This window comes from Streptomyces sp. SAT1, from assembly GCF_001654495.1.
In the GTDB taxonomy this organism is placed as follows: domain Bacteria; phylum Actinomycetota; class Actinomycetes; order Streptomycetales; family Streptomycetaceae; genus Streptomyces; species Streptomyces andamanensis.
This window is the reverse complement of the sequence record NZ_CP015849.1, coordinates 1,370,160-1,393,453: the sequence shown is the minus strand read 5'-3', so window position 1 is coordinate 1,393,453 and position 23,294 is coordinate 1,370,160. Positions and strand designations below refer to the sequence as shown.

Below are 23,294 nucleotides of genomic sequence, written 5' to 3'. Positions count from 1 at the left end.
ACGCCCGGCCCGAACCCCTCTTCCCCGCGGCATACCGACCGGTTAGTGTGTCGCCGCGGAGCCGATCCGCGAGCGCGTCGGACCAGGGCGAAGGAGATCGCTGGTGGAAGCCGTTCAGGGTGCGGGCGTGGTCGTCACCGGGGCCGGAGCGGGCATCGGCGCGGCGCTGGCCCGCCGGTTCGCCGCCGAGGGCGCCAGAGTCGTCGTCAACGACCTCGACGCCGCGAAGGCGGCCGCCGTCGCCGCCGAGACCGGCGGCATCGCACTGCCCGGCGACGCCTCCGCGATCGTCGCCGACGCCCGCGACGCGCTCGGCGGCACCGTCGACGTCTACTGCGCCAACGCGGGCCTCGGCTCGGCCGGCACCGAGGCCGCGGGCGAGGAGGTCTGGGCGCGGGCCTGGGACGTCAACGTCATGGCCCATGTCCGCGCCGCCGAGGCGCTGCTGCCCGGCTGGCTGGAGCGCGGGGCCGGCCGGTTCGTCTCCACCGTCTCCGCCGCCGGACTGCTCACCATGATCGGCGCCGCCCCCTACAGCGTCACCAAGCACGGCGCCTACGCCTTCGCCGAGTGGCTGTCGCTGACGTACCGCCACCGCGGGATCAAGGTCCACGCGATCTGCCCGCAAGGGGTGCGCACCGACATGCTCGACGCGGCCGGGAGCGCGGGCGACCTGGTGCTCAGGCCGACCGCCGTCGAACCCGCTGACGTGGCCGACGCCCTGTTCAAGGGCATCGCCGAGGACCGCTTCCTGATCCTGCCGCACCCCGAGGCGGCCGGCTTCTACCGGGCCCGCGCCACCGACCCCGACCACTGGCTGACCGGCATGAACCGCATCCAGCGCACCTGGGAGCAGGCCCGGTGAGCGCCGCGCCCGCCTCCCGGTACGCGGCCAAGCCCTGGCTGCCGCTGCTCGACGACGCCCAGCGCGCCCCCGTCCACCCCGCCGACTCCCTGGTGCACGCCCTGCGCCGGTCGGCCGCCGAGACCCCCGACCGCACCTTCCTCGCCTACTTCGACGCCCGCCTCAGCCACCGCGAGACCGACGAGCTGAGCGACTCGGTGGCCGGACACCTCGCCGCGCGCGGACTGCGCCCCGGCGACCGGGTGGCCGTCGTCCTCCAGAACTCGCCGCACTTCGTGCTCGCCGTCCTCGGCGCCTGGAAGGCGGGCGCGACCGTCGTCCCGGTCAACCCGATGTACAAGTCCGCCGAGGTCGCCCACGTCCTCAAGGACGCCGAGGTCAGCGCGCTCGTCTGCACCGACCGGGCCTGGGAGTCCTTCCTGCGCGCCACCGCGGCCGGCTCGCCCGTGCGGATCGTCCTCACCGCCTGCGAACGCGACTTCCAGACCCGCGACGACCCGCGCGCGCTCGCCTTCGAACGGCTGCCCGAGACCCCGGACGCCGACGACCTGACGGCCGTGGCCCGCGCCGGGCACCCGGCCCCCGCCGCGCCCGCCCCGGCGCCCGGCGACCTCGCGCTGATCAGCTACACCTCGGGCACCAGCGGCACCCCCAAGGGCGCCACCAACACCCACGGCAACATCATGTACAACGCCGAACGCCAGCGCACCGGCCTCGGCCTGCCCGAGGCGCCCGTCTACTTCGCGCTGGCACCGCTGTTCCACATCACCGGCATGGTCTGCCAGTTCGGCGCCTGTCTGAACAGCGCGGGCACCCTGGTCCTGGCCCACCGCTTCGAACCCTCCCTCGTGCTGGAGGCGTTCACCGAACACCGCCCGCACTACACCGTCGGCCCGTCCACCGCCTTCATGGCGCTGGCCGCCCACCCCGCCGTCACCCCGGACCACTTCTCCTCCTTCCACGTCATCTCCTCGGGCGGCGCGCCCCTGCCGCCCGCGCTGGTCGAGGCGTTCCGCGCCCGCTTCGGCCCGTACATCCGCAACGGCTACGGCCTCACCGAGTGCACCGCGCCCTGCGCCTCCGTACCGCCCGGCCGGGAGGCTCCCGTCGACCCGGTCTCCGGCACCCTCGCCGTCGGCGTGCCGGGACCCGACACCGTCGTGCGCGTCGTCGACGACACCGGCGCCGAGACGCCCTTCGGCACCCCCGGCGAGATCGTCGTCAGCGGCCCGCAGGTCGTCCCCGGCTACTGGCGGCGCCCCGACGCCACCGCCGAGACCTTCCCCGGCGGCGAACTGCGCACCGGCGACATCGGCTTCATGGACGAACAGGGCTGGCTGTACGTCGTCGACCGCAAGAAGGACATGATCAACGCGTCCGGCTTCAAGGTCTGGCCGCGCGAGGTCGAGGACGTCCTCTACACCCATCCGGCGGTGCGCGAGGCGGCCGTGGTCGGCGTGCCCGACGCCTACCGCGGCGAGACCGTCAAGGCGTACGTCAGCCTCCGCCCGGACGCCGCCGCGGAGCCGGACGCGCTCGCCGCGTACTGCAAGGAGCGGCTGGCCGCCTACAAGTACCCGCGGCAGGTGGAGATCCTGCCGGAGCTGCCGAAGACGGCGAGTGGGAAGATCCTCCGGCGGGAACTGCGTTCACGTGGTGACCGCGACGGCACCGAGCAGGACCCACGACACCCGTAGCACCACGGAAAGGCAGGTGGCGGCAGTGCCCAGGACGACGGAATCGGCCGGGACCCCCGTGCCCCAGCGGCTGCTGGCCGCCGCCACCCGGCTCTTCGCCGCCCAGGGGTACGACCGCACCTCGGTCCAGGAGATCGTCGAGGCGGCCGGCGTCACCAAGGGCGCGCTGTACCACTACTTCGGCTCCAAGGACGACCTGCTGCACGAGGTGTACGCGCGCGTGCTGCGCCTCCAGCAGGAGCGCCTCGACGCCTTCGCCGACGCCGACGAACCCGTGCACAAGCGCGTGCGGGACGCCGCCGCCGACGTCGTCGTCACCACCATCGACAACCTCGACGACGCCTCGATCTTCTTCCGCTCCATGCACCACCTGAGCCCGGAGAAGTTCAAGCAGGTGCGCGCCGAGCGGCGGCGCTACCACGAACGCTTCCGCGCGCTCATCGAGGAGGGCCAGGACCAGGGCGTCTTCTCCCGGGCCACCCCCGCCGACCTGGTGGTCGACTACCACTTCGGCTCCGTCCACCACCTGTCCACCTGGTACCGCCCGGACGGCCCCCTCACCCCGCAGGAGGTCGCCGACCACCTGGCGGACCTGCTGCTGCGGGCGCTGCGCCCGTGAGGTGAGCCGGCCGGGCCGCCGCGGCCGGGTTCCGGGGCCGCGGCCCCGGCCCGGCCGGCACGACCGTACGGCCCGGCTCGGGGCTCGGGCCGCCGTATCCGCACGCACGGCAGCCCGGCCCGCTCCGGCTCCCCGACGGCCCGGGGCACGAACGCCGCCCCGACCCCTGCCCGCACCGGCGAGGTCCTCGCGCGGGGGTCCGCCCGGCCGCGGCGAGCGGATGGCCCGGCCCGGTGGCCGGCACCAGCTCCTCGTGCCGGGCCACGTACGCGGTCAGCCCCTCGGGCAGCTCCCGCGCGTCCGGTGCCGGACAGGCGAGGTCCGGCTCGCCCGCCCGCAGCGCCCGCCCGGCCTCCGTGAGCACCACCCGGTGGCCCGTGCCGCCGAACAGGCCGGCGCCCGGCTCCCGTGCCGGATCGCGCGCCGGCCAGCTGAGCGCCGACCGCACGACGAGTTCGGCGCGGGCGGCCGTGAATCCGCCCTCGGTCACGTGTCACGGCCTGCGGCACTCCGCGCCGTCTCCTCGCGTTCCTCCGCACCCTCGCCCGCGCGCCGGGTTGCGGCGCGGGCGGGCGGCACGGAGGGTCGGTGCCATGAAAGGCATCAGCTACCGCCGCTACGGCGGACCCGAGGTGCTGGAGTACGGGGACGTGCGCGACCCCAAGGTCGGCCCCGATTCGGTGCTGGTCGAGGTGCGGGCCGCCGCCGTGAACCCGGTCGACTGGAAGTGCCGCGAGGGCTACCTGGACGCCCTCCTGGACCCCGTCTTCCCCGTGGTGCCCGGCTGGGACCTCGCCGGGGTCGTGGTCCGGCCGGGCGCGGCGGTCACCGAGTTCTCCGCCGGGGACGAGGTCATCGGCTACGTCCGCGAGGACTTCCTGTCCCGCGGCACCTTCGCCGAGTACGTCGCCGCCCCGGTGCGCACGCTCGCCCGCAAACCGCGCGGCCTCTCCTTCGCCGAGGCGGCCGGCATCCCGCTGGCCGGGCTCACCGCCTACCAGGTGCTCACCGGGGCGCTGCGGGTCAGGCGGGGCGAGACCGTGCTCGTGCACGCCGCGGCGGGCGGCGTCGGCTCGTTCGCCGTCCAGCTCGCCGCCCATCTGGGCGCCCGCGTGATCGGCACGGCGAGCGAGCGCAACCACGCCTATGTGCGCTCCCTGGGCGGCGAGCCGGTCACCTACGGCGAGGGCCTGGCCGAGCGGGTGCGCGGGCTCGCGCCCGAAGGGGTGGCCGCGGTGTTCGACACGATCGGCGGCGAGACCACCAGGACCTCCGCCCAGCTGCTCGCCCCCGAGGGCCGCCTCGCCTCCATCGCCGACCCGGAGGTCACCGACCACGGCGGCCGCTACTGCTTCGTCCGCCCCGATGCCCGGGATCTGCTGCACCTGTCCGAGCTGGCCGAGCAGGGGGTGCTGAGCGTGCACGTCGCGGAGACGTACCCGCTGGCACGGGCGGCGGACGCGCTGCGGCACAGCCAGGAGGGCCGGACCCGGGGGAAGATCGTCGTGACGGTGGACCGGGGGACGGCGGCGTAGCGGCCCCTGGCCGCTCCCGCCGGAGCCGTCCGGGGCCGCCTCAGAGGACCAGCGCCGACGCGCACACCGCCAGGGCCACCGTGCAGAGCACCGCCGCGGTGGCCAGGCGGGCGGTGAGGGCGGGCGGGGCGGCCGTCCGGGCCAGACAGCGGATACGGGCCTGGGCCACCAGCAGGAAGCCCAGCCACAGCAGGAAGCACAGGGCGCAGACGAGCACCCCGGCGGGTGAGACACCGCCGTGCAGCGCCGCCTTCACGGCGAGCACGGCGACCACCGTGCCGGACAGCGTCGTACGCCGCCAGGCGAGCCGCGTCCGCTCCGGCTGGAGCCCGGGATCGCGCCCGGCGGCCGCCGTCCCCGCACCGCCGCCCGCGGGCGCGCCGCCAAGGCCCCCGGTGCCCCCATGACTCTCGTCGGCCCCGTCGGCCCCGTCCGCCCCGTCGGCCCCGCTCACCCGGCCCGTCCCGCGAGGACCACCACGACCATGGCGACGGCCACGACGGCGACGACCAGGCCCAGCACGGCGGGGAAGCGGGAGGCGGGCAGGTCCTCGCCGCGCCGCATCGCCCGTTCGCAGCGCACCCAGTGGTTGACGGCGCGCAGACAGCACAGCACGCCCGCGGCGAGCAGGGCGAGGGCGAGACCGACGCGCCAGGCCCAGCGCAGCCCCGGCAGGAACTGGTCCACGGCGAACCCGCCGCCGATCAGGGCGAGCGCGGTCCGCAGCCAGGCGAGGAAGGTCCGCTCGTTGGCCAGCGAGAAGCGGTAGTCCGGGGTGCGGCCCTCCTGCCTGACCTCCTCGGGGGCGAACCACAGGCGGACGTTCCGTGCGAAGTCGATCACGGTGGGGACCTTACCCACGCACACGTCCGGCGGACGCCGGGGGCCGGGTCATCCTGCCGCCCGGTACGCCCGCAGCCGCTCGTACGCGGCGAGGCCGTCCGGCACCCACTCCCACTCGCCGAGCCGCCGCCCGACCTCGTCCTCGGACAGGAAGCCGTGCCAGGCGACCTCCTCGGCCTGCGGGCGCACCGGCAGCTCGCAGCGCACCCGGTACACCGCCGACCACCAGCTGTGCCCGGCGCCGTCGTCGTACAGGAACGTGAACAGATGCTCGGGGCGCGGCAGCCCCGTCACCCCCAGCTCCTCCTCGGCCTCGCGCAGGGCCGCGTCGTCGTAGCTCTCCCCGGCGCCGACGACACCGCCCACGAACAGGTCGTACAGGGACGGGAAGACCAGCTTGGACGCGGTGCGGCGGTGGACGAAGAGCCGCCCCCCGGCGTCCCGCGCCTCCACGAAGACGCAGCGGTGCCGCAGCCCGCGGGCGTACACCTCCCCGCGGGGTGCCTGTCCGACGACGCGGTCGTCGGCGTCGACGATGTCGAGGATCTCCTCCGCAGCGCTCATGCCCCCATCCAAGCAGCCCGCCCGGTCCCGGCAGCGGGCGCACCGCACGCAGCGGGTCCGGCGGCCGGGCTCAGCGCGGCTGGAGCTTCCGCTTCTGCTCGGGCACCGAGGCGCCGCACGGCATCGCCGGATGCAGGCCGAGCAGCACGATGCCCGCCACGATCGCCGCCAGGCCCGCCGCCTCCCCGGTCAGCGCGGCGACGTCGGTGCGCAGGCGGTCGCCGAGGAAGCCGACCCCGCAGGCGATCCCGGCCAGCGGTTCGGCCGCGGTGAGCGCGGGCAGCGACATGCGCAGCGGCGCCGTCTCGAAGGCGCTCTGCACCAGGATCAGCCCGGTGACGCCGATGACCAGCAGTCCGTACGGCTGCCAGCCGGTGAACAGCTCCGACCAGCCGCCCGCCGAGAAGCGCTGCCCGCTCACCCGGGTGAGCGCGTCCTGCACGCCGTACAGCAGCCCCGCGGCCACCGCGAGCAGCACCGGCCCCCAGCTGAGCCGGGAACGCTTGGCGTAGGTGGTCAGCAGCAGCGCGAGGCCGACCATGGTCCCGATGATCAGCCAGTGCCGCAGCGGATCGGTGACCGCGCTGCCCGCCCGGGGCCGGCCCGCCAGGATGAACGCCGTCACACCGCCCGCCAGCAGCGCGAGCCCCAGCCAGCCCTGGCGGCCCAGCGGCTGCCGGGTCTGGCAGCGCGACAGCGCCAGGGCGAACAGCAGATTGGTGGCCAGCAGCGGTTCCACCAGGGAGATCTCGCCGTGGCCCAGGGCGACGGCGCCGAGCACCATGCCGAGCACCATCAGTCCGAGCCCGCCCAGCCAGCGCGGCACCCTCATCAGGTCCAGCAGCAGCCGGGGCGAGAGGAAGTCGCTGAGCGGAGCGCGCTGGGCGGCGTTCTGCTGGAGGACGAAGCCGAAGCCCAGGCAGCACGCGGCGCTCACGGCGAGAGTCAGAACCAGAACCGACACGCTGCGTACCTCGATCATCCGGCCGGGCCACGGGGTGCGTAAGGGCCGACTCTAGCGTTCCAGGGCACTGTCCGCCGATGCGTGTACCCGGATCCGCGCGCTCGATCCGGCCGCCGCGGCCCGTCCGGGAGGGCGGCGGCACGGCGACACGTGGGCGGCGGCAGGGCGACACGGCCATGGTGGGCCGCCGCGCCGAAGCGCGCCATGGCCTACGCCACACGGGTGAAGGAACCCCGCGAACCCGGTCCGGCGGCGCTCCGCCCGCCGCTCTCCACAAGTACCGCCCCTTCATGTCGAGTTGACGCGTGTAACACTCCGGTGGCCCTTGACGCCGACTGTTGGCTGCGGGTTTGCTGTCCGTGATCGGACGACCAGCGATCGGTGACCGGGAGCGGATCCGCACCCGGCCGGAGGGACGCGAGCGGCGGCAATCCACGAGCGGCGCGGCCCACCACGGACGAAGAGCGACGCCCAGAGCACGGCAGAGCGACGCACACAGCACGAACGAAGAGCGCGTGAGGAAGTCCCGCGGTGCCCCCACCCCCGCCTCCCCTCGGCCGTGGCCGCAAGCGTGCGGCCCACGCCTTCGACGCCGCTCTCGACGACGCCGAACTCGTCACGGCCCGCTCCGCCCTCGCCCAGGGCCGCTGGCAGGCGGTCCGCTCGCTGCTCGCGCGCACCGGTGACGACTGGGACCGCCGCGCGCACCGCGTCACCGTCCTCGCCCGCGAGGCGCACACCGCCGCCTGGACGCGCGACTGGCTGCTCGCCGAACCCGAGTCCGCCGACGCGTCCGTGCTGCTCGGCGCCGCCCTGGTCGAGCGCGCGCTGCACGGCCGGCAGAAGCCGGGCCCGGCCCGCGAGGCGTGCCGTGCGGCGGCCGCCCTCGCGCCCGCCGACCCGACGCCCTGGCTCGCCCTGCTCCTGCTGGAGCGCTCCCTGGGCGCCGAGGAGGACGTGGTCCGCCTCTTCGACGAGGTGCGCCTGCGCCACCCGGACCACCACCACGCCCACCACCTGATGGTGGCGGCGCTCGCCGAACGCCACGCCGCCGCCGGACCCGACCCGCTGCACGAGGTCTACGACTTCGCCAACTGGGCCGCCGAGCAGGCCCCCGCCGACTCCCCGCTGGCCATCCTTCCCGTGGTCGCCCACGCCGAGCGCTATCGCGCGCTGGCCGCGGCGGGGCGGGCGGGCGCCGACCCGGCCGGCTGCGGGCACTGGGCGGGCCGCAGGGCCAGACAGGTGATGAAGGCCGCCTTCGACTGGTGGCTGGAGTGGGGGCAGGAGGGCCATCCGCGGCGCGTGGTCGACCTGAACTACCTCGCCCACGCCAAGCACTGCGAGGGCCGCGCCGCCGAGGCCGCCGCCCTCTTCCTGCGCATCGGCGACCACGCCACCGAGCACCCCTGGTCCTACCCGGAGCGTGACCCGTACACCGCCTTCCGCACCGCCCGCGCCGCCGCGCTCGGCACCGCCTGGCGCGTCTCCCGGCCCCCGCAAGCCCCCAGACCCAGGCCCCGACGCCCGAAAGGACGGCCCCGATGACGACGGGCAGTTCGAACCCGAGCAGGCCGACCGCCGACGGCGGCGGCATCAGCACCTTCAAGGGCCCGGAACGCGCCCTGCGCGCCGACCGGCTCGGCACGGGCGGCCTGCTGCTGTCCGTGCTGGCCGCGACCGCCCCGCTGATGGTGGTCGCCGGGGTCATGCCCACCACCTTCGCGGTCATGGGCATCGTCGGGCAGCCACTGCTCTTCGTGATCCTCGGCGTGGTGCTGGTCCTCTTCAGCCTCGGGTACGCCGAGATGAGCCGCCACGTCCACAACGCGGGCGCCTTCTACGCCTACATCTCCCGGGGGCTGGGCGGCACCGCCGGGGCGAGCGCGGCCCTCGTCGCCCTCGTCGCCTACAACGCCCTCCAGGCCGGCATCTACGGCATCTTCGGCTTCGAGGTGTCCAACCTGTTCGCCACCTACGCCGACCTCACCGTCGCCTGGTGGATCCCGGCGCTCGCGGCCGTCGCCCTGGTCGGCGCGCTCGGCTGGCTGAAGATCGACGTCAACGCGCGCGTGCTCGGCGTGCTGCTGGTGATCGAGGTCGTGCTGGTCGTCGTCTTCGACGTGGCCGCCGTGGGCGACCCGGGCCCGGCCGGTCTGTCCCTGCACGCGTTCGACCCGGACACCCTGTCGGGCGCGGGCATCGGCACCGCGCTGTGCTTCTGCATCGCCGCCTTCCTCGGCTTCGAGCAGGCACCCGTCTACGCCGAGGAGACCAGCCGCCCGCACATCCTGGTGCCCCGCGTGATGTTCCTCGCGGTCGCCGGGGTCGCCGTCTTCTTCGCGCTCAGCAGCTGGGCGCTGACCGTCGCCACCGGCCCCTCGGCGATCGTCGGCACCGCCCGCGAGGAGAGCGCCGGGCTGCTGTTCTCGCTCACCGGGTCCCGGCTCGGCGGCACCTTCACCGACGTCCTGCACGTCCTGTTCGTGACGGGCATGTTCGCGGCGATGCTCAGCTTCCACAACGTCGTCGCCCGCTACGCCTTCGCCATGGGCCGCGAGGGGCTGCTGCCCCCGGTCTTCGGCCGCACCTCCAGCGCCAGCGGGGCACCGGCCACCGGCTCCCTGTCGCAGACCGTCTTCTCGCTGCTGATCGTGGTCGCCTTCGCGGTCACCGACGACAGACCGGCCGGCGACCCGACCGCCCCCGTCCTGCACCTGTTCACCTGGGGCGGCAACATCGGCGCGCTCGGCGTGATCCTCCTGATGGCGGCCGCCTCGCTGTCGGTGATCGTCTTCTTCGTACGGCGCGGCGCCGCGCGCACCCAGGGCTGGCGGCTGGTCACCTCCGCCCTGGCCGGACTCGCCCTGCTGGTGATCGCCCTCTACACGGTGAAGGACTTCGACGTCCTGGTCGGCACGGGCCCCGGCTCGGCCCTGAGCCGGATCCTGCCCGGCATCATCGGCCTCGCCGCGGTCGTCGGCCTGGTCCAGGGCTCCGTGCTGCGCGCCCGCAGACCCGAAACCCACGCCCGCATCGGCCTGGGCAACGAGGCGTTCCAGCTGGAGAAGGCGGCCGGGTCGGCACCGTGACGCCCTGCGGGGCGGGCGTGGGCGGCGGTGGTGCCTCGTACGTGTTTCGGCTTGTACGCGCTTCGGCGCCACCGCCGCCGGACCCGGCGCTAGACGATCAGCGACAGCAGCAGGACCAGCGCACCGGCCACCACGGAGATGATCGTCTCCATCAGCGACCAGGTCTTGACCGTCTGCCCGACGCTCAGCCCGAAGTACTCCTTCACCAGCCAGAACCCGGCGTCGTTGACATGGCTGAAGAACAGCGAGCCGGCCCCGATCGCCAGCACCAGCAGCGCCGTGTGCGCGGTCGACATGTCGGCCGCCAGCGGCGCGACCAGACCGGCGGCCGAAACGGTCGCCACGGTCGCCGAGCCGGTCGCCAGCCGGATGGCCACCGCGATCAGCCAGGCCAGCAGCAGCGCAGGGATCGACCAGTCCTTGGAGATGTCCAGGATCATCTGGCCCACACCGCAGTCGATCAGCGTCTGCTTGAAGCCGCCGCCGGCGCCGACGATGAGCAGGATGCCCGCGATGGGCATCAGGCCCTTCTCCACGGTGGAGTTGATCCGCTCCCTGGTGAAGCCCGCGGGGCGGCCCAGGGTGAACATGCCGACGATCACGGCGGCCAGCAGCGCGATCAGCGGGGAGCCGATGACGTCGAAGACCCGCTGGGTCATGTTCGTGCCGTCGTCGACGACGATGTCCACCAGGGCCTTGGCCAGCATCAGCACGACCGGCAGCAGCACCGTGGCGAGCGTGGCGCCGAAGCCCGGCCGGTGCTCCAGCTTCTCCGAGGCGCGTTCCGGGAGCATGCGGTCGGGCGCGGGCACGTCCACCCAGCGGGCCGCCACCTTGGAGAACAGCGGACCGGCGATGATCACGGTCGGCACGGCGACGACGATGCCCAGCGCCAGCGTCACGCCCAGGTTGGCCTTGACCGCGTCGATCGCGACCAGCGGACCGGGGTGCGGTGGGATCAGACCGTGCATCACGGACAGACCGGCCAGGGCCGGGACGCCGATCCGCATCAGCGAGTAGTTGCCGCGCTTGGCCACCATCAGCACCACCGGGATCAGCAGCACGATGCCGACCTCGAAGAACAGCGGCAGCCCGATCACCGAGGCGATCAGCACCATGGCCCAGGGCATCGCCCGGCCCTTGGCCCTCGCCAGGATCGTGTCCACCACCTGGTCGGCGCCGCCCGAGTCGGCGAGCAGCTTGCCGAGCACCGCGCCCAGCGCGATCAGCACGCCGACACCGGCGACCGTCGAACCGAGTCCGCTGGTGAAGCTGGTGATCGCCTTGTCCAGCGGCGCGCCCGCGACCGCGCCGAGCACCAGCGAGCCGATGGTCAGCGACAGGAAGGCGTGCAGTTTGAACCGGGTGATGAGCAGGACGATGACGGCGATGCCCGCCAGGACGGCGATGCCCAGCTGGGCGTGTCCGGCCGAGGTGATCGCCGGGGGCGCGTCCGCTGCCAGCATCTCGACGCTGAGTCTGGTCACGGGGTGTTCCCTTGGAGGTGAAGAGGGACGGGAAGGAAGGCGACGGTGGGGGCCGGAGGAGGCGCGGCCGGTGGCCGCGCGGCAACGGAAGCGTCAGCGCGAGGCCGGACCGCCGGGCGCGGTGGCGTCCGGCGCGGCACCGTCGAGGCCGTCCAGGGCGGCCACGGCGCGCGCGGCGATCTGCTCGGGCGTACCCGAGACGTCCACCGCGACACCGCGCTCGTCCGCCTCCAGCGGCTGGAGCGTGGCGAACTGCGAGTCCAGCAGCGCGGTCGGCATGAAGTGCCCCTGGCGCTGCGCCATCCGGTCCTCGATGAGCTCGCGGTCACCGGTCAGATGCACGAAGACGACCCCGGGGGCCGCCGCCCTGAGCCGGTCGCGGTAGGCCCGCTTCAGGGCCGAGCTGCTCACCACCCCGCCGAGCCCGGCCCGCCCGTGCGCCCAGGCGCCGATGGCGTCGAGCCAGGGCCGGCGGTCCTCGTCGCCGAGCGGGATCCCGGCCGCCATCTTGTCGATGTTGGCCTGTGGGTGGAAGTCGTCGCCCTCGGCGTACGGGACGCCGAGCCGGCCCGCGAGCAGGGGACCGATGGTGGTCTTGCCCGTACCGGCGACGCCCATCACCACGACGACGTGGGGGGTGCGCATCACTGCCTCGCTGTCTTCCTCGACATGGACCGACATGGGTCTGACATGGGACGCCGACATCCGGCGTCCGCCACACTGAAACCCATTAGGTACGACGAATTCAAGAGTCTGTGACATATAAGTCTGACTTTTCGATTCCGTGATCCACCCCGTACGCTGAGTGCATGAGCACACCGGGCCGGGGGCTGCACGGCCGCGTACTGGACACCCTCGGCCCCGCGATCACCGCGGGTGAGTACCCCCCGGGCAGTGTCCTGCGCACCGATGAACTGGCACAGCGTTTCGACGTCTCACGCTCCGTGATGCGCGAGGCGGTACGCGTCCTGGAGTCCATGCACCTGGTCGCCTCCCGCCGCCGCGTCGGCGTGACCGTACGCCCGCAGCACGAGTGGAACGTCTACGATCCCCAGGTCATCCGCTGGCGGCTGGCCGGCGCCGACCGGCCGCGCCAACTGCGCTCCCTGACCGTGCTGCGCTCGGCGGTCGAACCGGTCGCGGCCGGACTCGCCGCCCGGTACGCCGACGCCGAGCAGTGCGCCGAACTCACCGAGTGCGCCCTCGGCATGGTCGCCAACTCACGCGGCCACCGGCTGGAGCAGTACCTGTTCCACGACATGGCCTTCCACCGCGTCATCCTCACCGCCTCGGGCAACGAGATGTTCGCGCGCCTGGGCGACGTCGTCGCCGAGGTCCTCACCGGCCGCACCCACCACGAGGTCATGTTCGAGGACCCCGACCCCGCCGCCGTCACCCTGCATGTCCAGGTCGCCGAGGCCGTCCGCGCCCGCGACGCCGAACGCGCCGAGCGGCTGACCCGGGAGATCACGGTCGGCGCCCTCCAGGAACTGGACGTCCTGGCGCCGTAGCCGTGTCACGGCCTCGGCGCGGCTACGCCAGGAAGTCGCCGTCCACGTACACCCAGGCCCCGTCCACCCGCTCGAAGCGGCTGCGCTCGTGCAGTGACCCGCCCCGGTAGGACGCCCGGAACGTCACCGTCCCGGTGGCGTGGAAGGCGGAGCCGTCCGCCGTGTCCAGGATCTCCAGGCCCGTCCAGCGCATCCCCGGATCCAGTTCCAGAAGCTCCGGCCTGGTCCGCGGGTGCCAGGTCCGCAGCAGATACCCCGCGTCCCGGCGCACGAAGGCGCTGTACCGCGACCGCATCAGCGCCTCGGCGCTCGGAGCGGCGGCCGCGCCGGAGTGGAGACGGCCGCAGCACTTCTCGTACGGCCCGGTCAGCCCGCACGGGCAGGAACGCGTGGTCATGGCGCCCATTCTGCCCGCCCCCGCGCGCGCCGGCGGACGCTGCCTGCCGGACCGCGCGGCCCGCACCCGCGCGAGGCACAGTGGACAGTGGAAGGGGCGCGAAGAGCAGCAGGAGCAGCAGGAGCAGCAAGAGGAGCCGGAGAAGCCCCGGAGAGCGGAGCCGGGGCGAGCGGAGCTGAGGAGGGACCGACGATGACGCGACCCGTCGACACCAGCCGGCCTGCGTCCGTCAAGGAATGGCGGCTGAACCTGTACCTGTCCGAACACGACCCGGACACCACCGCCCGGATCGTCCTGGACACCGGCGACAACGTCCTGGAGAGCTGCGCGGAGGCCCGCCGCAGCCCCTACGACCCCGAGGTGCCCGAGATAGGCGACGAACTCGCCGCCGGCCGGGCCCTGATCGCGCTGGGCCGCGAACTGATGCGCGCCGCCGCGGGCGACATCGAGGCGGTCGGGGCGCCCGAGGCGACATCGTCCGCCCCGCTGTGGACCTCCGGGGAGTAGGGAGCCCGACCGTGCTCTTCACGGATCGTGCGGCGGCGGGCAGGCACCTCGGCGACCGGCTGGCCGCGCTCGCCGGGCGGCCGGACGTCGTGGTGCTCGGCCTGCCGCGCGGCGGCGTCCCGGTCGCCGCCGCGGTGGCCAGGGCGCTCGACGCCCCGCTGGACCTCTGCCTGGTACGGAAACTCGGCGTGCCCGCACAGCCCGAGCTGGCCATGGGTGCGATCGGCGAGGACGGCGTGCGGGTCGTGGACGACACGGTGGTGCGCGAGGTGGGCGTACCGCCGGCGGCGCTGGAGCGCGTGGCGGAGCGCGAGCAGCGCGAACTGCTCCGCCGGGCCGCCCGCTACCGCGGCGACCGGCCCGCGCTCCCCGTCGCCGGGCGGACCGTCGTGCTGGTCGACGACGGGGTGGCCACCGGTTCGACCGCGCGGGCGGCCTGCCGGACGGTACGGGCCAGGGGCGCCGCGCGCACCGTGCTCGCGGTGCCGGTCGCCCCGCCGGACTGGACCCGGCGCCTGGCGGGCGAGGCCGACGAACTGGTCGCTCTGGAGACCCCGTCGGGCTTCTTCGCCGTCGGCCAGTTCTACACCGACTTCGCCCAGCTCGACGACGAGGACGTCATCGCCTGCCTGCGCGAGGCGGCTTCCGGCGACCGGACGGAGCGGACCGGGGAGCCGGGGGAGACCGCCGAGGAGGCCGAGGCCGAGGCCGGGGCGGAAGTGGAGGCTGAGGCGGAAGTGGAGGCTGAGGTGGAGGTCGAGGCGGGCCCGGTCCGGCTGGCCGGACACCTGACGATCCCCGCCGCCCCGGCCGGCCTCGTGGTCTTCGCGCACGGCAGCGGCAGCGGCAGGCACAGCCCGCGCAACCGGTACGTCGCCGCCGGGCTGCACCGCGCCCGGCTCGGCACCCTGCTGTTCGACCTGCTCACGGAGGAGGAGGCGGGCGAACGCGGCAACGTCTTCGACACCGCCCTGCTGGCCGCCCGCCTCACCGCCGCCACGGCCTGGCTGCGGCGCCGCCCGGACACCCGGAACCTCCCCCTCGGCTGCTTCGGCGCCAGCACCGGAGCAGCCGCCGCGCTGCGGGCCGCCGCGGAGCCGGGGACGGACATCGCCGCCGTCGTCTCCCGCGGCGGCCGCCCCGACCTCGCCGGCCCCGCCCTGCCCGCCGTGACCGCCCCCACCCTGCTGATCGTCGGCGGCGCCGATCCCCAGGTCCTGGACCTCAACCGCCAGGCCCAGACCCACCTGACCTGCGAGAACCACCTCGCCGTCGTCCCCGGCGCCACCCACCTCTTCGAGGAACCCGGCACCCTGGACCAGGCCACGGACCTGTCCCGCACCTGGTTCACGACCCACCTGCCGCCGCCCACCGCACCCGAAAACGCGAAAGACCCCAGATGAACTGGGGTCTCTGCTGGTGTCCGAGGGGGGACTTGAACCCCCACGCCCGATAAAGGGCACTAGCACCTCAAGCTAGCGCGTCTGCCATTCCGCCACCCGGACAAGGTGTCTGTCGTGCGGGGTTTCCCCCGCGGCGACGACGTAAACATTACCAGGCTTTCCGGTGTGCCCGATCACCCCCGGTCCGCTCCCGGCTCGGGGCGTGAACGCGCTGTGACGGGCCGGGGGCTCCCTTGGGCCAGGGGCGCCGGGAGAGGGAGGATGAGTGGACCACGGGCACACGAGATGGGCCACCAGCACACCAGCGGGAGGAAGCAGCGTGAGCGAGACGGACACGGCCAGGGGCGTCACCGGCGAGGACGAGGTCGTGGACCTCTGCCGCGAGCTGATCCAGATCGACACCAGCAACTACGGCGACCACTCGGGCCCCGGCGAGCGCAAGGCCGCCGAGTACGTCGCCGAGAAGCTCGCCGAGGTGGGCCTCGAACCGAAGATCTTCGAGTCCCACCCCGGCCGCGCCTCGACCGTGGCGCGGATCGCGGGCGAGGACCCGTCCCGGCCCGCACTGCTCATCCACGGCCACACCGACGTCGTACCGGCCAACGCCGACGACTGGACGCACCACCCCTTCTCCGGGGAGGTCGCGGACGGCTGCGTGTGGGGCCGGGGCGCGGTGGACATGAAGGACATGGACGCGATGACGCTGGCGGTCGTGCGCGACCGGCTGCGCAGCGGGCGCCGGCCGCCCCGGGACATCGTGCTCGCCTTCCTCGCCGACGAGGAGGCGGGCGGCACGTACGGCGCCCGGTACCTGGTCGACCGCCACCCGGACCTCTTCGAGGGCGTCACGGAGGCGATCAGCGAGGTCGGCGGCTTCTCCTTCACGGTCAGTGAGCAGCGGCGGCTGTATCTGATCCAGACGGCCGAGAAGGGCATGCACTGGATGAAGCTGACCGTGGCCGGCACCGCGGGCCACGGGTCGATGATCCACCGGGACAACGCGATCACCGAACTGTCCGACGCCGTCGCCCGGCTCGGCCGGCACGAGTTCCCGGTGCGGGTCACCAAGACCACCCGGGCCTTCCTCGACGAACTCGGCGACGCGCTCGGCACCGAGCTGGACCCGGAGAACATGGAGGGGACCCTCGCCAAGCTGGGCGGCATCGCCAAGCTCATCGGCGCGACCCTGAGCAACACCGCCAACCCGACCCAGATGGGCGCCGGATACAAGGTCAACGTCATCCCGGGCGAGGCGACCGCGCATGTCGACGGACGCTTCCTGCCGGGCTTCGAGGAGGAGTTCCTGGCCGATCTGGACCGGATCCTCGGCCCCCGGGTCAAGCGCGAGGACGTGCACGCCGACAAGGCCGTGGAGACCACGTTCGACGGGCCGCTGGTGGCGGCGATGCAGTCCGCGCTGGTGGCCGAGGACCCGGCCGCGAAGGCCATCCCGTACATGCTCTCCGGCGGCACGGACGCCAAGTCCTTCGACGACCTGGGGATCCGGGGCTTCGGCTTCGCCCCGCTGAAGCTGCCGCCGGAGCTGGACTTCGCGGGCATGTTCCACGGGGTCGACGAGCGGGTGCCGGTGGACGGTCTGCGGTTCGGCGTGCGCGTGCTCGACCGGTTCATCGACGCCTCCTGACCCTGGTCAGCGCCCGCTTGACCCCGGTAATCGACCGCCTGTACGGGCATGACTGAGAAGAGTGAATCCGACCATAAGCTCGTAGCTCCATTACTCCCTCCTCGTTACAGGTAATGCGATCAGCAACACGGGATCGCTTTTGCCAACTAGGAGGAATAATGATCAAGAAGGTCGTCGCTGCCGCGGTTGCCACCGGTGGGCTGGTCCTCGCGGGCGCGGGCCTGGCCGCCGCCGACTCCGGAGCCCAGGGTGCCGCCGTGCAGTCCCCGGGCGTCGTCTCCGGCAACGTCATCCAGGTGCCCGTGCACGTGCCGGTGAACGTCTGCGGCAACACGATCTCGGTGATCGGGCTGCTGAACCCCGCCTTCGGCAACGCCTGCGTCAACAAGTGACGTTGTGCCCCACCCCGTGAGGGTCTGAATTCATCGACTCCGTGGGGGGTCTGAACCCGCCGGCCCCGGCGCGCGCGCCATGCGCTCCGGGGCCGGCCGGTTTTTCCGCGCGGTCGCCGGGTGTGCTCATCCGCCCGAGTGCGAGCGCGCGTTCCGGAAGGTTCGAGAAGGTCGAGAGCAGGGATTCAGCAACATGCGACAGGTCACCCGCAAGGGCCTGATGACCGTGGCCGCCGCCACCGGCGTGCTCGCCGCGGCGAGCGGAGCCGCGCACGCCGACGCGGGCGCCACCGGCACCGCGGCCGGCTCGCCGGGCGTGCTGTCCGGCAACACGGTGCAGGTGCCGGTGCACGTGCCCGTGAACATCTGCGGCAACACCGTGAACGTCGTCGGGCTGCTCAACCCGGCGATGGGCAACAAGTGCGCCAACGGCGGCGAGGGCAGCGGCACGTCCGGCGGGCACGGCGGGCACGGAGGGCACGGCCACGGAGGGACGGGGCACGGCGGAAGCGGTCACGGCGGGAGCAGCCACGGCGGCTCCGGCGGCGGTGCGCAGGCCGGCGGCCACACCGGGGGGTCACCGGGCGTGGGCTCCGGCAACCAGGTCCAGGTGCCGATCGACGTCCCCGTGAACGTCTGCGGCAACAGCGTCGACGTCATCGGCGTGGGCAACGCGGCCTTCGGCGACACCTGCGCCAACCCGGGCGGCCCCGGCGGTCACCCCACGCCTCCGGGTCACGGCAACCCGCCCGGCCACCCGGGCACTCCGGGCCACCCCGGCACGCCCGGACATCCGGGGCACCCCGGTCACCCTGGCACTCCCGGCCACCCCGGCACCCCGGGCCACCCGGGCACGCCCACCAGTCCGCCCGTCACGGGCAGCCGGACGCCCAGCGGAGCGGTGCACATCAACCAGCCCGCCCCGCAGACCGCGACCCCGCCCCGGGCGAGCGGCCAACTCGCGCACACCGGCAGTGAGCTGCCCCTGGGCCTCGCCCTGCCGATCGGCGCCGGAGCGCTGCTGGCGGGCGCGGTGCTGTACCGCAGGGCGCGCGCCTCGGCCTGAGCCGCACCGGCGCACACCTGAGCGGGCCCCGCGTCGGCGGGGCCCGCGAGGTCCGGGCGGGGGCGGGACCAGGACGGCTTCGGCCGGGTCACCAGGTGGCGCGCACCTGGCGGATGATCCGCCGCCGCAGCCGCACCCGGCGGCTGCCGTCGCGCAGCAGGCTCAGGCGGTACAACTCCCAGTGTCCGTACTCGGCATGGTCGGTCAGCAGACGTGTCGTCTCGTTGCGGGACACCCCACGCGGGACGAACACGTCGACAAATTCGTATTCCGGCATCGCATCTATTGTGCGGGCTGGGGCCCGGTACGGATAGCGTCTGCACTATGTCTGATGCTGCGCAGCCCACCGCTGCCGAGGTACGCGCCGCCGCCGAGGCGGTCAAGACCGCGCTCGACCGTCACCTGGCGGCGGTCGAACGCAGGTCGGGGGACGACGACCCGGCCGTCTACGAAGCGTTCAACCAGCTGGCCGCCGCCGCGGAGGCGTACGACGAGCTGCTCTACGACCGCTACGACGAGGTCACGCCCTTCGAGATCCCCGGTGACGACTCGCTGCCGCCGTACGCGGGCCCCGAGGAGCCGAACGCGATCAGCGTGCTGATCCGCCGCGACTACGCCGTGGCCGACCCGCAGCGGCTGCTGGCCCAGGCCGAGCGGGTGGAGGCCGCGGACGCCGAGGGCGCCGCGGGCATCGGCACGGGCCCGTCCGACACCGTGCACGGGGCCCTCGGGGTGCTCTTCGGCGAGTTCGAACCCGACGAGATCGCTTCCCGGCACAAGGAGTTCGGCCTGGAGGAGGGCGACTCCACCCTCTGGGTCACGGCCTCGGACGAACCCGCCGACCCGGGCGACTGGCTGGAGGCCCCCTTCGAACAGGTCGATCCGGAACTGGTCGTCTGCCGCTTCGACGTCAGCGCGGTCTTCGACGACGAGACGGACGACGACGAGACCGCCGCCGATGACGCCGACGACCTCGACACAGATCTCGACGAGGACGACGACGAGGATCTGGAGCCGCTGGACGCGCGCGAGCACTGAGCGGCGCGGCGGGCCGCGGCGGTCGGGGAGGGGCGCCCGGGGAGGGGGCTCCCGGGCGGGCCACCGCCCCGCCGTGCCCTGCGCCGCCCCGCCGCGCCCCGCCCTGCGCCCCCGTCCCGCCCCCGGGCGGCGACCCCCGAAGCCCGAGACCCGCCCCCGGCCCCGAAGCCCGAGGACCCGGGCGGTGTCCCTCGAAGCCCGGGACGGGCCGCACGGCCGTCAGCCCTGGGCCGCCTGGGCGGCTTCCTCCCCACCGGTCTGCGGGACCAGCAGGACGGGCAGCCGGGTCGTACGCGGCCGGGCCGCGACCTCGGCCACGGCCCTGGGCAGCGCCTGCTCCACCCCGTGCACCACGGACAGATGGCGGCTCGCCCGGCCGAAAGCGGTGTAGACCCACGGCCGGCTGAGCGCCTGCGCCGCGTCGCCCGGCAGCACCACCACCGCCGCGGGCCACCGGCCGCCCACGGCCTGGTGCGCGGTCAGCGCCCATCCGTGCCGCACATGGCCGTCCACCTGGTCCTTCGGGACGACCACGGACTCGCCCGAGCAGGACAGGTGCAGACCGTCGGCGTCCGCCCGCACCACCTGGCCGGGCAGCGCGCGGCCGGGGGCGGGGGAGTAGACGACACGATCGTCCGGGTCGAAGCCGCCGAAACGGCCGGGGCCCGGATTGAGCCGTTCCTTGAGGGCGGCGTTGAGCGCACGGGTGCCCGCCGCGCCGCCGTGGCCCACGGTGATCACCACGGTCTGCGCGGTGGGGACGCCGATCGCCCGCGGCACCGAGTCCGCGACGAGCTGCACCGTGCGGTGCACGGCCTCGCCCGCGTCCCGCACCGGGACGATGACGACCTCCTTGCCCGGCGCCTGCACCTGGGTCAGCTCGCCGACGCCGATACCGGAGACCAGCTCGCCCAGCGGGCCCGGGTCCGGTGTCCGCGAGGCGATGTGCGGACAGATCCCCGCCGCCAGCAGATCCGCGAAGACCCGTCCGGGCCCCGCGGACCACAGCACACCGGGATCTCCGGCCAGCACCAGCCGGGCGCCGTCCGGCAGGGACTCCGCGACCAGGGCGGCCGTCTCGACGTCCAGCTGGGGTGCGTCGAGCACGACGAGGAGGTCCAGGTCGAAGGCGCCGTCGGTGTCCCGGCCCGGCCCCTCGGCACCGGACAGCAGCCCGGCGACCGTGGCCACGGCGGACGCGTCCGTCCCGGAGTCCGCCGAGCCGTCCGCACCGGGCCGCTCGGCCCCGCCGTGACCGCCGAGCCCCTCGGAGGACCCGCCGAGCAGCGCAGCGAAGGCGTCCCGGCCCAGCGGGCTGTGCGCGGCGGCCCAGGCGCGCAGCCCGAGAGCGCGGGCCTCCCGGAGCAGCCGTGCCGCCTCGGCCCGGGACGCCTCCCCGCCCGTGTGCAGCACCAGGGCGTGCCCGGCGACCGCGCGGATCAGCTCGGCGGCGGAACCCCGGGCCGCACCGGCGGCCCGCTCCCAGTCCTCGCCCGGACCGTCCTCCTTCGGCACGGAGTTGACCAGCCGGGCCAGGCCGTCCGCGAGGCTCTCCTCGGCGAGCGCGTACCGCTCCAGGCCGACGAGGATCCGTACCGGGCGACCTTCGCCCTCCTCGTCCTCGCCGCCGTCCTCCTCGCCGGGGGCCGGGGCGGGGGCCGGGGCGGCCGGTGCTCCCGGCTCGTCCAGGGCGTCCTGGAACACCAGGGCCTCGCCCTCCGCGAGCGCGGACTGCAGGGCCTCGTCCGGGTCGGGGACGCCTCGCTGGGCCAGTGCGGAGGTGAGGGCCGGAGCCTCCAGCGCGGTGTGCCCGGCGAGCGCCGCCTGCTCCAGGAGCCAGACCGTGAACGCCCGGCCGCGCCGCTCGTCGGCGGGCCCGCACTCGGCACCCAGCAGCGCCCGCGCGAAGCCGTCGGCCTGCTCGGGGCGCACCCCGGGAACACGCAGCAACTGCCAGGGGTCGGCGCGCAGCAGGTCCGCCGCGCCCTCGCCGAGGGCCGTCGCGACGGCGGCGGCGAGCGCCTGCGGTGCCCCGCCCTCGGCCAGCACCCGGCCCACGGCCTCGACGGTCTCACCGGCCGGGGCCGCGGGCGCGGTGGCCGCCGCCGGCGGCGGGACGGGCGCCGGGCGCGTCCGCTCGGCGGCGGGCCTGCGCCGCGCGGTCTCCGCCTCGGGCTCGGCGAACACGGCGGCCGCGGGCTTCTCGCCGCTCTCCACGGCCCGGACCGCGGCGAGCAGATCGGCGGCCGGACCGCTGAGCTTCGTCCCGGCCTCGATGGGTCCTCTCGCTTCCTTCTCGGCCTTCCGGCGCTCGATGCGCTCCCGCTCGATCCGCTGGGCCGCCAGCTCGGCCGCCGCCTCGGACAACTGGGCGCCGCCGTCCGCGCCGCCCGCGGACCCGGCGTCGGAGCCCTCCCCGGCCGCGGTGTCCGCGCCGCCGTCCCCGGACTCTTCGGTCTCTCCGGCCGAGCTGCCACCCTCCCCGTCGTCCCCGTCGTCCCTGTCGTCGCCGTCGTCGCTCCCGTCGGCGTCCGCGGGGCCCGGGGGTTCGGCGGCGTCGGTGTCGGCGTCCGGAGTCCGCGCCCCTTCGCTCCCGCTCGCGGCAAGCTCCCGCCCGTCGGTGTCCGGCGTCCCCGGCCCGGTGTTCTCCGTGGTCTCCGGCTCCGTGCTCACAGCGTGCTCCAGTCGTGATCGGGATAGCGGTGCACGGGCGCCGACACATCGTCGAGCGCCCGGCAGATCTCGTCAGGAAGACTAAGGCTCTCCACTGACAACGCGGCCATGAGCTGCTGCGCCGTGCGCGCGCCGACGATCGGGGCGGTCACCCCGGGCCGGTCGCGGACCCAGGCCAGGGCGACCTGGAGCGGGGTCACCGCCAGCCCGTCGGCGGCCGTCGTCACCGCGTCGGTGATCCGGCGCGCGGCGTCGTCGAGGTACGGCTCGACGAACGGCGCCAACTGCTCCGAGGCGCCCCGCGAGTCCGGCGGCAGCCCGTCGCGGTACTTGCCGGTCAGCACGCCCCGGCCCAGCGGCGAGGACGGCAGCATCCCGATGCCCAGGTCGAGCGCGGCGGGCAGCACCTCGCGCTCGACGCCCCGCTGGAGCAGCGAGTACTCCATCTGCGTGCTCGCCAGCCGGGTCCGGGTGCCCGGCGCCGCGAGCTGCCAGGTCGCCGCCTTGGCCAGCTGCCAGCCGCAGAAGTTGGAGACCCCGGCGTACCGCACCCGCCCGCTGCTCACGGCCAGGTCGAGTGCCTGGAGGGTCTCCTCCAGCGGGGTGGAGGGGTCGTAGGCGTGCACGTGCCACACGTCGATGTGGTCCGTGCCCAGCCGGGCGAGGGAGTCGTCAAGGGCCGCCAGCAGATGGCCGCGGGAGCCGTCGAAGCGCCGGTCGGGGTCGGGGACGCTGCCCGCCTTGGTCGAGACGACCAGGTCGTGGCGGGGCACCAGGCCGTCCATGAGCCGTCCCAGCAGGTACTCGGCCTCGCCGTCGCCGTAGACGTCCGCCGTGTCGACGAGGGTGCCGCCCGCCTCCCAGAACGCCTTCAGCATGTCCGCCGCGTCGTGCTCGTCGGTGTCCCGGCCCCAGGTGAGGGTGCCGAGGCCGATGCGGGACACGCGCAGGCCCGTACGGCCGAGATGCCTCTGCTCCATGAACGCCGAGATTACT

At 74.5% G+C, this 23,294-nt stretch carries 23 protein-coding genes and 1 tRNA gene; 13 read left to right on the top strand and 11 right to left on the bottom strand.

Annotated elements, in window-relative coordinates; genetic code table 11:
* The first annotated feature begins 100 nt into the window (after positions 1 to 100).
* The 4 genes from A8713_RS06085 (at position 101) to A8713_RS06070 (ending at position 4,716) form a co-directional block, all read left to right on the top strand.
* On the top strand, positions 101 to 865 hold the full coding sequence (locus tag A8713_RS06085; RefSeq protein WP_064531945.1) for an SDR family oxidoreductase: 765 nt from the start codon (positions 101 to 103) through the stop codon (positions 863 to 865).
* Positions 862 to 2,562, top strand: a complete 1,701-nt coding sequence (locus A8713_RS06080; RefSeq protein ID WP_064531943.1) for a class I adenylate-forming enzyme family protein — start codon at positions 862 to 864, stop codon at positions 2,560 to 2,562. The genes A8713_RS06085 and A8713_RS06080 overlap by 4 nt, the downstream gene beginning before the upstream one ends.
* 25 nt (positions 2,563 to 2,587) lie before the next feature.
* Positions 2,588 to 3,181: a TetR/AcrR family transcriptional regulator gene (locus A8713_RS06075; protein WP_064531941.1), complete on the top strand. Its 594-nt coding sequence runs from the start codon at positions 2,588 to 2,590 to the stop codon at positions 3,179 to 3,181.
* Positions 3,182 to 3,774: 593 nt separating this feature from the next.
* Positions 3,775 to 4,716, top strand: coding sequence for an NADP-dependent oxidoreductase (locus tag A8713_RS06070; RefSeq protein WP_064531939.1), 942 nt, complete (start codon positions 3,775 to 3,777; stop codon positions 4,714 to 4,716).
* Between the two features lie 40 nt (positions 4,717 to 4,756).
* On the opposite strand, the gene A8713_RS06065 is transcribed toward A8713_RS06070, so the two are convergent.
* The 4 genes from A8713_RS06065 to A8713_RS06050 form a co-directional block, all read right to left on the bottom strand.
* Positions 4,757 to 5,170 carry a DUF202 domain-containing protein gene (locus tag A8713_RS06065; protein WP_064531937.1) on the bottom strand — a complete coding sequence of 138 codons (414 nt, stop codon included), beginning with the start codon at positions 5,168 to 5,170 and terminating at the stop codon, positions 4,757 to 4,759.
* On the bottom strand, positions 5,167 to 5,559 hold the full coding sequence (locus tag A8713_RS06060) for a YidH family protein (RefSeq protein WP_064537276.1): 393 nt from the start codon (positions 5,557 to 5,559) through the stop codon (positions 5,167 to 5,169). Before A8713_RS06060 ends, A8713_RS06065 begins: the two co-directional genes overlap by 4 nt.
* A gap of 48 nt (positions 5,560 to 5,607) precedes the next feature.
* Positions 5,608 to 6,123, bottom strand: coding sequence for an NUDIX hydrolase (locus A8713_RS06055; RefSeq protein WP_064531935.1), 516 nt, complete (start codon positions 6,121 to 6,123; stop codon positions 5,608 to 5,610).
* Between the two features lie 70 nt (positions 6,124 to 6,193).
* Positions 6,194 to 7,087, bottom strand: coding sequence for a DMT family transporter (locus A8713_RS06050; RefSeq protein ID WP_026252958.1), 894 nt, complete (start codon positions 7,085 to 7,087; stop codon positions 6,194 to 6,196).
* A 531-nt stretch (positions 7,088 to 7,618) separates the two neighbouring features.
* Here A8713_RS06050 and A8713_RS06045 point away from each other — a divergent pair.
* Positions 7,619 to 8,635 (top strand): hypothetical protein, encoded by a 1,017-nt coding sequence (locus A8713_RS06045; RefSeq protein WP_237305310.1) that lies wholly within the window; start codon positions 7,619 to 7,621, stop codon positions 8,633 to 8,635.
* A complete protein-coding gene (locus tag A8713_RS06040; RefSeq protein WP_064531933.1) occupies positions 8,632 to 10,179 on the top strand; it encodes an APC family permease in 1,548 nt (515 codons plus the stop codon). Before A8713_RS06045 ends, A8713_RS06040 begins: the two co-directional genes overlap by 4 nt.
* 89 nt (positions 10,180 to 10,268) lie before the next feature.
* Here A8713_RS06040 and A8713_RS06035 read toward each other — a convergent pair whose 3' ends face one another.
* Both A8713_RS06035 and A8713_RS06030 read right to left on the bottom strand, forming a co-directional pair.
* Positions 10,269 to 11,666 carry a GntP family permease gene (locus A8713_RS06035; RefSeq protein ID WP_037896647.1) on the bottom strand — a complete coding sequence of 466 codons (1,398 nt, stop codon included), beginning with the start codon at positions 11,664 to 11,666 and terminating at the stop codon, positions 10,269 to 10,271.
* 93 nt (positions 11,667 to 11,759) lie between these two features.
* Complete coding sequence (locus A8713_RS06030; RefSeq protein ID WP_064531930.1) at positions 11,760 to 12,311, bottom strand: gluconokinase; 552 nt, start codon at positions 12,309 to 12,311, stop codon at positions 11,760 to 11,762.
* A 164-nt stretch (positions 12,312 to 12,475) separates the two neighbouring features.
* On the opposite strand from A8713_RS06030, the gene A8713_RS06025 reads away from it, so the two are divergent.
* Complete coding sequence (locus A8713_RS06025) at positions 12,476 to 13,177, top strand: FadR/GntR family transcriptional regulator (RefSeq protein WP_064531928.1); 702 nt, start codon at positions 12,476 to 12,478, stop codon at positions 13,175 to 13,177.
* Between the two features lie 22 nt (positions 13,178 to 13,199).
* Here A8713_RS06025 and A8713_RS06020 read toward each other — a convergent pair whose 3' ends face one another.
* Positions 13,200 to 13,574 (bottom strand): YchJ family protein, encoded by a 375-nt coding sequence (locus tag A8713_RS06020; protein WP_173860804.1) that lies wholly within the window; start codon positions 13,572 to 13,574, stop codon positions 13,200 to 13,202.
* Positions 13,575 to 13,766: 192 nt separating this feature from the next.
* Between A8713_RS06020 and A8713_RS06015 the strand changes: the two genes are divergently transcribed.
* Positions 13,767 to 14,081, top strand: coding sequence for a dsRBD fold-containing protein (locus A8713_RS06015; protein WP_064531924.1), 315 nt, complete (start codon positions 13,767 to 13,769; stop codon positions 14,079 to 14,081).
* A gap of 11 nt (positions 14,082 to 14,092) precedes the next feature.
* Positions 14,093 to 15,484, top strand: a complete 1,392-nt coding sequence (locus A8713_RS06010; RefSeq protein WP_064531922.1) for a phosphoribosyltransferase — start codon at positions 14,093 to 14,095, stop codon at positions 15,482 to 15,484.
* Between the two features lie 14 nt (positions 15,485 to 15,498).
* Here the strand turns inward: A8713_RS06010 and A8713_RS06005 are convergent.
* Positions 15,499 to 15,586: transfer RNA gene (locus tag A8713_RS06005), tRNA-Leu, on the bottom strand.
* 217 nt (positions 15,587 to 15,803) lie between these two features.
* Between A8713_RS06005 and A8713_RS06000 the strand changes: the two genes are divergently transcribed.
* From A8713_RS06000 to A8713_RS34765, 3 genes are all read left to right on the top strand, one after another.
* Positions 15,804 to 17,129, top strand: coding sequence for a M20/M25/M40 family metallo-hydrolase (locus A8713_RS06000; RefSeq protein ID WP_064531920.1), 1,326 nt, complete (start codon positions 15,804 to 15,806; stop codon positions 17,127 to 17,129).
* 158 nt (positions 17,130 to 17,287) lie between these two features.
* A complete protein-coding gene (chpH, locus tag A8713_RS05995; protein ID WP_037859555.1) occupies positions 17,288 to 17,521 on the top strand; it encodes a chaplin ChpH in 234 nt (77 codons plus the stop codon).
* Between the two features lie 193 nt (positions 17,522 to 17,714).
* A complete protein-coding gene (locus A8713_RS34765) occupies positions 17,715 to 18,587 on the top strand; it encodes a chaplin (RefSeq protein WP_064531919.1) in 873 nt (290 codons plus the stop codon).
* A gap of 88 nt (positions 18,588 to 18,675) precedes the next feature.
* Here the strand turns inward: A8713_RS34765 and A8713_RS05985 are convergent, their stop codons facing one another.
* Complete coding sequence (locus A8713_RS05985) at positions 18,676 to 18,864, bottom strand: DUF5703 family protein (RefSeq protein WP_064531917.1); 189 nt, start codon at positions 18,862 to 18,864, stop codon at positions 18,676 to 18,678.
* A gap of 47 nt (positions 18,865 to 18,911) precedes the next feature.
* Between A8713_RS05985 and A8713_RS05980 the strand changes: the two genes are divergently transcribed.
* Positions 18,912 to 19,625, top strand: coding sequence for a hypothetical protein (locus A8713_RS05980; protein ID WP_064531915.1), 714 nt, complete (start codon positions 18,912 to 18,914; stop codon positions 19,623 to 19,625).
* Positions 19,626 to 19,844: 219 nt separating this feature from the next.
* Here A8713_RS05980 and A8713_RS05975 read toward each other — a convergent pair whose 3' ends face one another.
* Entirely contained in the window at positions 19,845 to 22,298 is a 2,454-nt protein-coding gene (locus A8713_RS05975) for a helix-hairpin-helix domain-containing protein (protein WP_064531913.1), read from the bottom strand.
* Entirely contained in the window at positions 22,295 to 23,278 is a 984-nt protein-coding gene (locus tag A8713_RS05970; RefSeq protein ID WP_064531912.1) for an aldo/keto reductase, read from the bottom strand. The genes A8713_RS05975 and A8713_RS05970 overlap by 4 nt, the downstream gene beginning before the upstream one ends.
* Positions 23,279 to 23,294 lie beyond the last annotated feature (16 nt).

Excerpts from the sequence above, each read along its gene's own strand:
- A8713_RS06070 (WP_064531939.1), top strand. The coding sequence starts at position 3,775 with ATGAAAGGCATCAGCTACCGCCGCTACGGCGGACCCGAGGTGCTGGAG.
- A8713_RS06055 (WP_064531935.1), bottom strand. The coding sequence starts at position 6,123 with ATGAGCGCTGCGGAGGAGATCCTCGACATCGTCGACGCCGACGACCGC.
- A8713_RS06040 (WP_064531933.1), top strand. The coding sequence starts at position 8,632 with ATGACGACGGGCAGTTCGAACCCGAGCAGGCCGACCGCCGACGGCGGC.
- A8713_RS06030 (WP_064531930.1), bottom strand. The coding sequence starts at position 12,311 with ATGCGCACCCCCCACGTCGTCGTGGTGATGGGCGTCGCCGGTACGGGC.
- A8713_RS06025 (WP_064531928.1), top strand. The coding sequence starts at position 12,476 with ATGAGCACACCGGGCCGGGGGCTGCACGGCCGCGTACTGGACACCCTC.
- A8713_RS06020 (WP_173860804.1), bottom strand. The coding sequence starts at position 13,574 with ATGACCACGCGTTCCTGCCCGTGCGGGCTGACCGGGCCGTACGAGAAG.
- A8713_RS06015 (WP_064531924.1), top strand. The coding sequence starts at position 13,767 with ATGACGCGACCCGTCGACACCAGCCGGCCTGCGTCCGTCAAGGAATGG.
- chpH (WP_037859555.1), top strand. The coding sequence starts at position 17,288 with ATGATCAAGAAGGTCGTCGCTGCCGCGGTTGCCACCGGTGGGCTGGTC.
- A8713_RS34765 (WP_064531919.1), top strand. The coding sequence starts at position 17,715 with ATGCGACAGGTCACCCGCAAGGGCCTGATGACCGTGGCCGCCGCCACC.
- A8713_RS05985 (WP_064531917.1), bottom strand. The coding sequence starts at position 18,864 with ATGCCGGAATACGAATTTGTCGACGTGTTCGTCCCGCGTGGGGTGTCC.
- A8713_RS05980 (WP_064531915.1), top strand. The coding sequence starts at position 18,912 with ATGTCTGATGCTGCGCAGCCCACCGCTGCCGAGGTACGCGCCGCCGCC.
- A8713_RS05970 (WP_064531912.1), bottom strand. The coding sequence starts at position 23,278 with ATGGAGCAGAGGCATCTCGGCCGTACGGGCCTGCGCGTGTCCCGCATC.